Below are 13,269 nucleotides of genomic sequence, written 5' to 3' on the forward strand. Positions count from 1 at the left end.
GCTTTGGGATGAACACCAATGAGTTTATGGCGTAAACCAAACAGAAAATGGATGCTCGGTATACCAATTGGTGGCTTATTGGCGTTTATCCTTGGTGGGGCAGTATTCAGTGTTTTTCACTTTGGTATGGATTACACCAATCGCAACGAGTTTTGTTACAGTTGCCATATTGGGATGGATACGATAGTTGAGGAGTACCAAGCATCCCCACACTTCAAAAATGCTCAGGGTGTGGTTGCCGCTACGTGCAGTGATTGCCATGTCCCTAGGGAGTTTTTTGCTAAAATCGCATTGAAAATCGGCGCTACAGCCGACATCTATCACAAACTGACTGGAGAAATTACGTTAGAGAACTTCGAGGCGGAGCATCGTCCGAGGTTGGCTGCTGAAGTCACACAGCAGTTTATCGAGAATAAATCAAAACAGTGTCGATATTGCCATTCCGTTGACAAGATGGATTTCGAAGCGCAAGGACGAACCGTTGCGCGTCGACATCAAATGATGGAAAGTCGAGAGCAATCGTGCATTGATTGCCATGCGGGGATTGCTCATCACCTGCCTATTTCTCTAGATTCTCCAGAGACTGTCCCACCTGAGGAGTAATACTGATACTTTCGGCTTCTTTCGCGATGGCTTTGACCATGCCTTTGAATATGAATAGATGGGCTGGCATCATGGCAAACCAGTAAAGCAGCCCGAGAAACCCCTGTGGGTGCCACCAAGCGGTGATATCCAGTTCTCGTTCATCACCATGGTCTTTGATGGTAATTTCTAAACGTCCAAGCCCTGGGCCTTTCATCCCAAAAAACAGGGAGAGGAACTGATCTTCCTCGCAGCGAATCACTTTCCAAGAGTCAATATAATCGCCGACTTTGAGCTCCGGCCCCGGAGGAGAAACGCGAATCGGTTTCCCGCCACCAAAAAAGATGTCGAGCCATTCACGTGTGCGCCACAAAATGTTGGCAAAGTAATAGCCTTTTTCACGACTCCCGATTTTTTGAGCCACTTTCCATAATGCCGCAGCGGAGGCTTGAGTTTTTATGCTCGCACCGGCTTGTTTAGGGTAGTAGCCATACCCCGGTTGCCATCGACGAAGTGCCGCTGGCTCAAAGCCCCAAACATTGCTGCGCACAAACGTGCCTTCATCTTGAATGGTATCGGATACCGCTTGCTCGTAGCTGATCAGCGTTTGCGGAAATCGTGCTTCAATCGCTTTGGAATCGGCAATGTAGTCATGCTCTAACCCCGCGAGTAATGCTTTGCCGATGTTTGCTGGTACAGAGGTGACCAAGCCGAGCCAGTAAGATGCCATTTTTGGGGTAAGCAACGGTGTCGACCACAGCCGATAAGGCTTGTTGGTGATTCGGCAAATGACTTTAAACTGCTCGCGGTAGCTGAGTGTATCTGGCCCACCAACTTCATAAATTTGGTTTTCTTCTGGGGGTGATGCTTCGGCCAGCTGCAATAAATAGTGATTGAGGTTGGGTAGGGCAATAGGGTTGGCTTTTGAGTCGACCCATTTAGGCGCGATCAAAATAGGTAAGTTGTAGACAAAATCTCGCATGATCTCGAAAGCCGCGGAGCCGGGGCCAATGATGACGCCTGCACGCAATTCAGTTACTGGAACGCCAGACTGTCGGATAATTTTGCCCGTTGCTTTGCGTGCGGCTAAATGGCGCGAGTTTCCGGTTTGCGGTTGGATGGCACTTAAATAAATGACATGTTTGACACGGCTTTGCTCCAATGCGTATTTAAAGTTCAAAGCAAGGTTTAGCTCGTACTCAACAAAGTCATCGCCTTGTGCCATTCCGTGCACTAGGAAAAATACCAAGTCAAAATCGTTCACCACAGCGAGCGTGGCTTCTGCGTCGGCTAGGTCTAAATACCGCAACGTTAAATTAGGATGGGGCCGAGTCCTTGACTCCAAATAATCGATATGTCGCGCTGCGGCCGTGACGGCGTAACCTTGTTCTAAGAGTAACGGAAGAAGTTGAGAACCAATGTAACCCGAGGCGCCTAGCACCAACACCTTTTTCATTATCTGTCCTTTTAATCGTTGGTGGAATAAACACCACAGAGTATAATCATGAGACACTTTCCCCATTCTATCAATAAGTTGTCGTTGGAGCGCTTGTGACTTTTCTCTCTCAACTCTCAATACATGCAGATAAAGCATTCTTACGTCGCTTATTTGCGATCGCGCTACCAATTACACTGCAAAGCATGATGTTTTCTAGCCGAAGCCTCGTCGATGTGCTTATGCTCGGCCAACTTGGTGAGGCTGAAATAGCCGCTGTTGGGGTAGCGGCGCGCGCGACGTTTGTTACTACCATCATGTTAGTTGGGGTGACGACGGGTGGTGCATTACTGACCGCACAATATTGGGGGGCAGGCGATAAAGTCGGGGTACGTCGCAGTACCGCTTTAACATGGATGATAGCCATGGTGTTTGCCGCCATTGCCGTTGCTTTGTTTGTTATTTTCCCACAGCCAGTCATGAAACTGACGACAGACTCACAAGAAGTGATTGAGTTAGGGGCCAGCTATCTAATTATTTCATCCGTTAGCATGTTTGCTGTTGCGTGTGTCGCTAGTATGTCGGTGGGCTTGAGAGCGATGCACCAACCGGGGCTGAGCACATTTTTTAGTGGCATAGGCATTCTGTCTAATGTTTTCCTCAACTGGGTGTTAATTTTTGGTCACTTAGGTTTTCCTGCTTTAGGGATTACAGGGGCAGCCATTGCAACGGTTATCAGTGGCGCTATCGAAGTCGGTTGTCTATTTGGCTATTTATGGCTGAAGAAACACATAATTGCATTTGGTTGGGATGATATACGCGCAGGTTTGGTTTTAGACAAAATAACGCGTTTCTTGAGCCTTTCCTTACCGACTACATTTAACTTTTTGGCATGGGCTGGTGGATTGTTCGCTTACCATGCCATCATGGGACAAGCGGGTGTGCAAGGTTTGGCAGCGTTGTCGGTGATGACGCCCGTTGAGTCAATCTCTCTCGCTATGATGATTGGCCTATCGAATGCAGCTGCGGTTTTAGTGGGTAACCAACTCGGCGCGAAAAACTTTGAACCTGTGTATTACCAAGCTTGGGCTACGGTCATTTTGAATGTGTTTATCGCATTTGTGGTCGCAGTTGTATTGATAGTGTCCAATCAATGGATCCTTAATGCGTTTAGTGCACTGACAGCGGATACTCGCCAGTTAGCTGAACAGTTTATGGTGATTCTTGCTTTAGGTGTCGTATTACGCTCGGTGCCGATGATGGTCATTGTTGGGGTATTACGTGCGGGTGGCGACGTTAAGTTTTGTTTGTATCAAGACATTCTTGCGCAGTGGGTGATTGGGATTCCACTCGCGGCATTTGCAGCGATTCAGCTCGGTTGGGACCCACAATGGGTTTACTTACTCTTTTTGACCGAGGAAGTTGTGAAGTGGACGATTTGTCTGCCAAGAATGGTGAGCCGAAAATGGATGAAAAACCTTATCGGTCAATAGAGGTAAACAGAGCTTTCTGCAGCTGCAAAAATCTGCTCAATACGTCAACAAAATTAGGAACAGAAAGTGAATCGAGTTGCATTTGTACTCTCATAGTGTGATCAAGCATTCAAAATACTTTCTACTAACAGGATTTTAGTGTAGATTCTGATCCCAATTTTTAAATACCATCCGAGCGGCATAATCAATGTTAAAACTGTCAGACCTATGTAAAGGCTATGTAGACGGGGGAGAATTTCACCCTGTATTACAAGGGGCAGAATTAACATTACAGCAAGGTGACCAAGTCGCTCTGATGGGAGAAAGTGGTTCGGGTAAAAGTACTTTGCTGAACTTAATTGCCGGACTGGATACTGCAGACTCTGGTGAAGTTCAGTTTCCAAATTTTGCCATGCATGATGCGCCAGAGCATTTGAGAACCCTTTATCGCCGCAACAATATTGGTAATATCTTCCAACAGTTCAACCTGCTTCCTACGCTCAATATTGCCGACAATATTCGTTTTTGTCGTCAGTTAAAAGGTTTGCCAGAAGATAAAGAGTTGTGGCGTCAAATTCTTTCTGCTCTGGATTTAATGCCTCTGCTAGGGCGCTACCCGGAAGAAGCATCTGGTGGTCAGCAACAACGTGCTGCTATTGCTCGTGCACTCTATATGGAACCTAAAATCCTACTCGCTGATGAGCCAACTGGTAGCCTAGACGAGCGAAACGCAGAAGCGGTAATGCGCTTATTGACGAGTCTCGCTCGCCAACTGGAATGCACTTTATTGTTGGTGACACACAGTGAAAAAGTGGCGGCCCATATGGAAGGTAAGATTCGACTTCAAGGAGGGCAACTGCATGTTATGGCCCGTAGTTAAGGCACTACTCGGTCATTACCGTCGTTACCCACTACAAATTATTCTTGTCTGGCTAGGGTTAACCTTAGGCGTGTCCCTTCTTGTTGGTGTTACTTCTATCAACCAGCATGCAAAACAAAGTTATGCGACAGGAGAAAAGCTTTTCTCCAATCCTTTGCCATACAGAATCCGAACTAAACACTCTGCCAATAAAATCCCTCAAGGTTTCTATATCCAGTTGCGTCGAGCTGGGTTTAACCAATGTGCGCCGTTTGACGTGCTACATCTAGATGCTAAAACCGATATGAGCTTGATGCTGGTGGGGATTGATCCTGTCGCGATGATTCCATTGCAGCAAGGCAAATCTTTGGGTGAGATGCCCGTTCTATCATTAATGAAACCTCCTTATCCCATTCTAGTTAGTCAAGATTTGGCCGCTTACATGAGTTGGCAGGATGGGGACTTTATTGAGATGAATGACGGAAGTCGTCTCGGACCGATTCAAGTCGATAAAAACAAAATGCTCTCAGGGACTCGGCTGGTTACTGATATATCGTTGTTGCGTATGCTCAAGCGGAGCTCAGGTTTATCTGCGATTTCTTGTGGTGAAATGCCAGAGGAAAAGCTAATAGCGCTGAAAAATATGCTTCCCAATGGCATGACGCTCGTTAGGAATACGCGCACGGAGCTTGAGTCGTTAACTAATGCATTCCACATGAACCTCACCGCGATGGGGATGCTGTCATTTTTGGTCGGGTTGTTTATTTTTTATCAAGCGATGTCTTTGTCATTCATTCAGCGACAACGTTTGGTGGGTATTTTGAGACAGACGGGGGTCAACGGAACGCAGTTGGCTCAAGCATTGTTGTTAGAGTTGTCGTTGCTCGTCTTTATTGCGTGGGCGTGTGGTAACTTTTTTGGTTTGATCTTGGCAAATGAGCTGATCCCTGCAGTCTCATCGAGCCTGAGCGATTTGTACGATGCCAACGTAGGCTTAACAATAGGGTGGTCTTGGCAGTCCAGCTTATATAGTCTGATCATGGCAGCGATGGGCGCATTAATATCGTGTTTGTGGCCATTGATTCGTTTGTTGAAGTCACAGCCAATTCGTCTATCTTCTCGACTGTCATTAATGCGATTTGCAGGGCGTGAGTTCTCTTGGCAGGCTCTTGCTGCGTGTGCGTTTTGTGTCGCGGCAATCGCAGTGTATCAAGCACCGAAAACACAAGAAACTGGCTTTGCCATTATTGCGCTGATGTTGGTTAGTGTGGCCTTGTTCATGCCATTTATTATGTGGCATATGTTCCAGAGCTTTTCTTACACCATGCGTTGGGTACGTGTACGTTGGTTTTTTGCCGATGCGGCTGCGAGCATGAGTTATCGCGGTGTGGCAACAATGGCGTTTATGTTGGCACTGGCGGCAAATATCGGCGTAGAAACGATGGTAGGCAGTTTTAGGGATACAACCGATAAATGGCTCAGCCAGCGATTAGCAGCGGATATTTATATCTATCCGACAAATAACTCAGCAGCTCGGATGAGTGCGTGGCTGCAAAACCAACCAGAAGTCAACTCGGTTTGGTGGCGTTGGGAAAAAGATATGCCAACCGAACATGGTGCTTTGCAAGTGGTGAGTACAGGCTCTTCTGAAGGTGAGCTAGATGCACTGACGGTAAAACTAGGTGTCCCGAATTACTGGTATCAACTGCACGCGACCAAGAGCTTGATGGTGAGTGAATCGATGGCCTTGAAGTTGGATATTCGCCCAGGAGACTTCATTAACTTGCAGGAACCACTGGGTGGAGACTGGCAAGTCGTTGGTGTTTATTACGATTATGGAAACCCGTATAACCAGGTGATGATGTCGCACCGGAATTGGCTGTATGCATTTGCAGGGACGGGCAATGTTGGCCTTGGTGTGGTGTTAAAAGATAGCGTTAATGGGGAGGGGCTGAAAAATCGCTTAGAAAATGTATTCCGCCTCCCGCAAGACCGTGTGTTTGATAATGGTAATATTTATAGTCAGGCAATGAGGGTATTTGATCATACCTTCGCTATTGCAGGAACCTTGGGCAACATCACACTGATTATTGCTGTGTTTGGCTTATTCTTCGCGACATTGGCGGGCGAGCTGTCGCGGCAGCGGCACTTCTCTTTGCTGAGATGTATGGGTGTATCCGGAAAGGAACTTGTCGCATTGGGTGGTTTGCAGTTGTTTGTCTTCGGGGCCATTTCCGCGATTATTGCGGTGCCACTTGGTCTGGCACTTGCACACTTGATCGTTGATATTATCATTAAGCAATCATTCGGCTGGTCTCTGGAGCTTCAAACGATCCCTTGGGAATACGCTCAAACTATTGCTTGGGCGATGCTTGCCATCATGATTGCTGGCGCATTGCCAGTTATTAGAATGATTAAGAGTACGCCAATGAAGTCATTAAGGGACGCGTTGTAATGAAAAAAGTGGGCTCTAAAAAACGCTTGTTAGTTTCAACGATCATTGTTATTACGTTTGCCTTTTTGACCGGGGCTGTTTTTTACTCAACTTTTTGGTTGGAAGCGACAGCGACACAAGAAAGCGAGCTTAATTCTATTCTAACGCGTGAAAATCAAACGATTTTCGAACCTGTATTACCTGACGAGCATGTCTCTTTACCGTCAGACTTTCGCTTTCATCCTGAGTACCAACATGAATGGTGGCACTACTTTGCGAAACTGAAAGATGAACAAGGGAAAATATACAATGTTCAATGGAGTTACTTCAGGGTCGCGACGGACGAGAGAGAAACCAGCGGATGGCAAAACCCTCAACTGTACATTTCACATGTTGTCGTTAGCCATGGTTCGCACGTCTGGAAAGAGCAACGTGTAGCGAGAGGCGGGATAGGCCAAGCTGGCATGACTAATCGTCCTTTCAGGTTATGGATTGATAATTGGACGTGGCGTTCACTTGGTGCAACGCCTTTCCCTGGTAACTTGAATGTGACTACCGATACGTTTGGTTTAGATCTCAATACTATGACAAATGGCCCCTTTGTCGTGAATGGAGACAAAGGTTTTCAGGTTAAACATGCGTTGCAATCTGTTGCCTCTTTCAGTTTTAGTGCGCCATTTTTAAAGGTGAAAGGGAGTTTGAACATTAATGGCAAACGCTTCTCTGTTGCTGGCTCTGCTTGGGCTCAGAAAGAGTGGGGCAGTGGCTTAATTGGTGAAGGGCAACAGGGTTGGGATTGGTTTGTATTTAATTTAGATGATGGTCGAGCACTGACAGTCAGCCGCTACCGCCACCATGGACAAACAGCGCATGTGTTTGGCACCTTGTCCACACGCTCAGGTAAAGTCATCAATCTCTCAGACGATGATATCCGTATTAAACCAATGCAAGTGACCAGTTTATCAAATGGAAGAAGGCTGCCTTTGCAGTGGATTATTAATATTCCAAAGCATCAAATTAACTTGACCACTCGTATTATCAAATCAGATATGTGGCTTCCTTTTGTTATACCGTATTGGGAAGGTCCTACCTTAGCTTCTGGCTCCAACGAGGCTTGGGGCTTTATGCAGCTCACTGGTTATTAAATTCTGATAAAAACCACCCCAATGGGTGGTTTTTTAGTGGATGAAACTTCCTGAATTTTTCTCAAAAGTATGGGGTTATCATGACAGTACATGCCATGTTATGCTGATTTTCTCATAATCTTGATAAACATTTGGCGCGATAGCAACAAGTACACGCTGTGATCAAAATTGAGTGTTATGTTGGAAAATACGATGTATAGTAAACTTCATATCGGAAAAATCGAAGTTTATACTCTGAAGAAGCGATTATTCTAAAGTTTTCGACCGCTATACACTCTTATCATTCTTTGTTAATCGTTTATTAAGATAATAAATATAAGGACGAAACCATGAACGATGTCATTCGTGACTTTTTCAAAATGGAATCAGCTGGTGGTATTCTTCTCGTGATTGCCGCGGCAATTGCGATGACCATTGCTAACTCACCGCTGGGCGAAACTTATCAATCTGTACTGCATACTTATGTATTTGGTATGTCAGTTTCTCACTGGATTAATGACGGCCTAATGGCTGTTTTCTTCTTACTCATTGGCCTTGAAGTTAAGCGAGAGCTACTTGAAGGTGCGTTAAAATCAAAAGAAACCGCAATTTTCCCTGCGATTGCAGCGGTTGGCGGTATGTTAGCTCCTGCTCTTATTTACGTAGCCTTTAATGCCAACGATCCTGAGGCGATTTCTGGTTGGGCAATTCCAGCGGCGACAGATATCGCTTTTGCTTTAGGTATCATGGCGTTATTAGGTAAGCGTGTACCAGTAAGCCTAAAAGTGTTCTTGCTAGCGCTTGCTATCATCGATGATTTGGGCGTGGTTGTTATTATCGCGCTATTTTACACCGGTGACCTGTCGACCATGGCGTTGCTTGTTGGCTTCATCATGACTGGTGTCCTATTCATGTTGAATGCGAAGGAAGTAACAAAACTTACGCCATACATGATCGTCGGTGCGATCTTATGGTTCGCGGTGCTTAAATCCGGTGTTCACGCAACATTGGCAGGTGTAGTGATTGGTTTTGCTATCCCACTAAAGGGAAAGCAGGGCGAACATTCTCCACTTAAACATATGGAGCACGCGCTTCACCCATACGTGGCATTTGGTATTCTGCCTCTATTCGCATTTGCCAATGCAGGGATTTCGTTAGAAGGCGTATCGATGTCAGGTCTGACTTCAATGCTGCCACTCGGTATTGCTTTGGGTCTACTGGTTGGTAAGCCTCTAGGTATCTTTACCTTTAGCTGGGCAGCGGTAAAAATGGGCGTTGCTAAGTTACCTGAAGGCGTTAACTTCAAGCATATCTTTGCGGTATCTGTGTTGTGTGGTATTGGCTTTACAATGTCTATCTTCATTTCCTCTTTAGCGTTCGGAAATGTAAGTCCTGAATTTGATACGTATGCTCGACTCGGTATCTTAATGGGTTCGACGACAGCAGCATTACTTGGCTATGCCTTACTGCACTTTTCTTTGCCTAAGAAAGCACAAGCGTAAGATAAAAAATGCGCTATTTTGTAAAGCCTCCCAATCGGGAGGCTTTTTTATACCCATAGTTCAGTACATCAGCGACTTAATAGCGACACTTTCGTATTAAGCGGATGTCTAGCCCATGGAGATGAACGGAATCATCGAAAAAGGTAGGTTGGCAGATCTGCAGGCGAAAAAAAGCCCAGCCGAAAATTTGACTGGGCGGATACAAACATAGGAGTTAATAAGAAAAAAGCAGCAACGTAACAATTAGATGGAAACAAGTTTGACGGCCAGTGAAACTTAAAATGCCCTAGTTGTTACATTTATTCAGACCGAGCCTTTTCCAAACAGTTCCATTTTTTTTCAAAAAAATTCGATTTAATTCTTTCTGCCCGCTTGTATCGTAAAGAGGTAAGAGAAGAAGCGAACAGCGTAACCAACTTAATGGCGGTTTGAAACTCGATAGCCCTCTTTTCTATAGTAGCTATAAACTTAAATTGCATTTCAAACTCGCACCTCCTGCTCCGACCGCCTAACGACATTGCTAGCGTTTCAAATACGATGGTTTGCGAAACTTGGTCATTTTCTTCAGGCGAGCATCATTTGCTTATTAGACTTAAATTCAAAAGATTAGATCACACCTTCTAAGTTCTGGTCAGACCAATTGGTGAAAGTGTGATGTTAATCATTTGTTAATCTAAAGTTTCAGGAGTATATTTTCAAACAGTTGTTTAATACGAGTGATTAAAATGGCCCCGAGAACATCAACAAAAGAAAAAATACTCGATGTCGCAGAAGGACTCTTTGCTGAACATGGTTTTAATGATACTTCGCTAAGAACGATAACAGGTAAAGCGAACGTCAACTTAGCATCGGTAAATTATCACTTTGGCGATAAAAAAACGCTAGTTAGAGCGGTTTTAGATAGATACCTAGAAGCGCTCATGCCGAGCATTAAAACCTCACTAATCGAGTTAAACACGCGTGATAGCTACGACATGGACGACGTCTTTGAATCATTGCGTTTACCTTTGCGTACATTAAATGATGTGCGCCCCAATGGTACTGCATTATTCATGTTGTTAATTGGCCGTGGTTACACAGACGTACAAGGTCATCTGCGTTGGTTCATCACCACTCGATATGAAGAGGTACTTAACCTCTTCACCTTCTCGATAATGAAGGCAAACCCGGAACTATGTGAGGAGCAGCTGTTTTGGCGACTGCACTTCACACTAGGTACCTGCGTATTTACGATGGCTTCAAGCCAGGCTCTTTCGGAGCTTGCTGAAAGTAAATTTGAAAAGGAAGTCGATGTGAAATCTGTCGTCGATTTACTGATTCCTTATTTGTCAGCAGGAATGTCAGCGAAGCAGTTGGCACAAGACAAATAAGAAAGTTAAACCAATAATAAAATTATGCCCAGAGCGGTTACGTGAACAAAAGGATCTGAACTATGAGCTCTCTACGAAGAAAATGGATTAGTGACCCAGCTTTTAAAGTGTTCAAAAAAGTATTGCCACCTCTCTCTAGCACCGAGAAAGAGGCGATGGAAGCGGGTAGTGTGTGGTGGGATGCCGAACTATTTTCAGGCAAGCCTAACTTCACTACATTGCACCATTATCCAACGCCGACACTGACAGCAGAAGAGCAGTCATTTATGGATAATGAGCTTGAAACCCTTCTAGAAATGCTTGATGACCAGAAGATTGTCAAAGAAGACAGGGATTTACCGCCTGAAGTATGGGAGTACTTACGTAAAGAGCGATTTTTCTCACTGATCATTTCAAAAGCGTATGGTGGTCGTGAATTTTCCGCTTTAGCGAACTCAACCATTGTTTCTCGTATTGCGACTCGTAGCATCAGCACTGCGGTATCGGTAATGGTACCGAACTCTCTTGGTCCAGGTGAGCTTTTATCGCACTATGGTACGCAAGAGCAAAAAGATTACTGGTTGCCTCGTCTTGCTGATGGTACCGACATTCCTTGTTTTGCATTAACAGGGCCCGAAGCGGGATCTGACGCCGGTGGTATACCAGATCAAGGCGTAGTTTGTTATGGCACTCACGAAGGCAAAGAAGTGCTTGGCGTGCGAGTTAGCTGGAATAAACGCTACATCACACTTGCGCCAGTGGCGACAGTGCTCGGATTAGCATTTAAGCTACAGGATCCAGAAGGGCTACTTGGTGATAAGAAAGAGGTTGGAATCACATGTGCATTGATCCCCGCTGACCATGAAGGTGTCGAGATAGGCGAGCGCCATGATCCTCTGGGTTCTGCATTCATGAATGGTCCGACTCGTGGTGAAGATGTCTTCATCCCTATGGACTGGTTGATCGGTGGCGCTGATTACGCAGGCAAAGGTTGGCGTATGCTGGTTGAGTGTCTTTCTGCTGGTCGTGGTATCTCTCTCCCAGCGCTTGGCACAGCGATTGGTCATCTTACTACACGTACAACCGGTGCTTATGCTTACGTGCGTAAACAGTTTGGTATGTCGATCGGTAAGTTTGAAGGTGTCGCAGAAGCAATGGGGCGCATTGGTGGTCTTACTTACCTACTAGAAGCGACACGTACGCTGACGACGACTTCTCTCGATATGAAAGAAAAACCTGGGATCGTAACCGCGATTGCCAAGTACCACATGACGGAAATCGCGCGTACTATTCTAAATGATTCGTTTGATATCCATGCGGGTCGTGCGATTCAAGATGGCCCAATGAACTATCTTGCTAAACATTATCTCGGTATTCCAGTTGCTATCACTGTTGAAGGCGCGAATATTCTGACTCGTAACCTGATGATTTTTGGTCAAGGTGCGACTCGTTGTCACCCATATGTACTGAAAGAAATGGAAGCCGCGGCGAATCCAGATTCTGAACAAGGGGCGAAAGAATTTGACAACTTGCTCTTTAAACACATCAAACATGCGGTAGGCAATACATTTGGTGCATTTGGCGCGGCGCTAACTGGTTCTCGGTTTGTCAAAGCACACATGAGTGGCCCAACACAGCAGTACTACAAAGAAATCACAAGATTAAGCCGAGCGCTTGCTGTTAGTGCTGACTTCGCGATGTTAACACTAGGCGGTGATTTGAAGCGTAAAGAAATGATTTCCGCACGTCTGGGTGATGGCTTAAGTTATCTATATATGGCGTCTGCCGCACTGAAAAAGTATGAAGATGAAGGACGTCAACAAGGCGATCTAGATTTTGTCCACTACGCCGTTCAACATTGTTTGTATAACGCATCTAAGTCATTAAATGAGGCTTATACCAACTTCCCTGTGAAATACGTTGGCGGTGTGCTGAAAGGGTTATTGTTCCCACTTGGTAATCATTTTAATAAGCCAAGCGATGAACTGTGTGTGAATCTGGCGGAAGCGATGATGACGCCAGGAACACAACGCGATCGACTCACGCATCTTTGCTACATCGGAAAATCCGACGACGACAGCGTAGGCTTAATGGAGAAAGCCTTCCTCGCAATGTACGAAATCAAACCTTTAGAGCGTAAGCTTATGAAGGCGGCGAAGGATGGGAAAGTGGCTCGTAAAGGTCTGCTACACGACCGTCTGCAGCAAGCATTTGAAATTGGCGTGTTAACTGAGCAAGAAATTGACCAAATCATGGCGGCAGACAAATTGCGTTACAAGGCGATTCAAGTTGACCACTTTAGTCATGACTTTTCTGAAGTACGAACCGATTGCCCAAAAAAGTCGCATTTGAACCCGGCGGCATAGTAAACCGTTAATACTAAGAAAAGCACCTCAATGAGGTGCTTTTTTGTGTTCTTGCAGAGTGGATGTTGGGATAGTGCTCCAACCACTTGCCTTTTCAGAGCATTTTTACAGAAATTAGATGCGAAATCCCGACGAAACTTTTATCC

The 13,269-nt window shown here is 45.4% G+C and carries 9 protein-coding genes; 8 read left to right on the forward strand and 1 reads right to left on the reverse strand.

The genetic code is table 11. From position 1 onward, the window contains the following. Positions 1–18 precede the first annotated feature (18 nt). The gene (locus L3V32_RS03190) at positions 19–603 is read left to right on the forward strand and encodes a NapC/NirT family cytochrome c (protein WP_134646837.1); all 585 of its coding nucleotides are present in this window, start codon (positions 19–21) and stop codon (positions 601–603) included. Here L3V32_RS03190 and L3V32_RS03195 read toward each other — a convergent pair. Beyond that, positions 560–2,038 (reverse strand): DUF2867 domain-containing protein, encoded by a 1,479-nt coding sequence (locus tag L3V32_RS03195; protein ID WP_237283792.1) that lies wholly within the window; start codon positions 2,036–2,038, stop codon positions 560–562. The genes L3V32_RS03190 and L3V32_RS03195 overlap by 44 nt on opposite strands. A gap of 95 nt (positions 2,039–2,133) precedes the next feature. Here L3V32_RS03195 and L3V32_RS03200 point away from each other — a divergent pair, with 95 nt between their 5' ends. The 7 genes from L3V32_RS03200 to L3V32_RS03230 all read left to right on the forward strand — a co-directional run bounded on the left by L3V32_RS03200 (position 2,134) and on the right by L3V32_RS03230 (position 13,123). Further along, positions 2,134–3,510 (forward strand): MATE family efflux transporter, encoded by a 1,377-nt coding sequence (locus L3V32_RS03200; protein ID WP_237283793.1) that lies wholly within the window; start codon positions 2,134–2,136, stop codon positions 3,508–3,510. A gap of 187 nt (positions 3,511–3,697) precedes the next feature. Next, on the forward strand, positions 3,698–4,369 hold the full coding sequence (locus L3V32_RS03205) for an ABC transporter ATP-binding protein (protein ID WP_005393230.1): 672 nt from the start codon (positions 3,698–3,700) through the stop codon (positions 4,367–4,369). Then, the gene (locus tag L3V32_RS03210; protein ID WP_005393229.1) at positions 4,350–6,803 is read left to right on the forward strand and encodes an ABC transporter permease; all 2,454 of its coding nucleotides are present in this window, start codon (positions 4,350–4,352) and stop codon (positions 6,801–6,803) included. Before L3V32_RS03205 ends, L3V32_RS03210 begins: the two co-directional genes overlap by 20 nt. Beyond that, complete coding sequence (locus tag L3V32_RS03215; RefSeq protein ID WP_237283794.1) at positions 6,803–7,927, forward strand: lipocalin-like domain-containing protein; 1,125 nt, start codon at positions 6,803–6,805, stop codon at positions 7,925–7,927. The genes L3V32_RS03210 and L3V32_RS03215 overlap by 1 nt, the downstream gene beginning before the upstream one ends. Before the next feature lie 329 nt (positions 7,928–8,256). Continuing rightward, a complete protein-coding gene (gene nhaA / locus L3V32_RS03220; protein WP_006742626.1) occupies positions 8,257–9,408 on the forward strand; it encodes a Na+/H+ antiporter NhaA in 1,152 nt (383 codons plus the stop codon). A 725-nt stretch (positions 9,409–10,133) separates the two neighbouring features. Continuing rightward, positions 10,134–10,778: a TetR/AcrR family transcriptional regulator gene (locus L3V32_RS03225; protein ID WP_005393225.1), complete on the forward strand. Its 645-nt coding sequence runs from the start codon at positions 10,134–10,136 to the stop codon at positions 10,776–10,778. 62 nt (positions 10,779–10,840) lie between these two features. Further along, entirely contained in the window at positions 10,841–13,123 is a 2,283-nt protein-coding gene (locus L3V32_RS03230; protein WP_237283795.1) for an acyl-CoA dehydrogenase, read from the forward strand. The last annotated feature ends 146 nt before the right edge of the window (positions 13,124–13,269 follow it).

This window comes from Vibrio sp. J2-4 (assembly GCF_021728155.1).
GTDB lineage: Bacteria > Pseudomonadota > Gammaproteobacteria > Enterobacterales > Vibrionaceae > Vibrio > Vibrio diabolicus.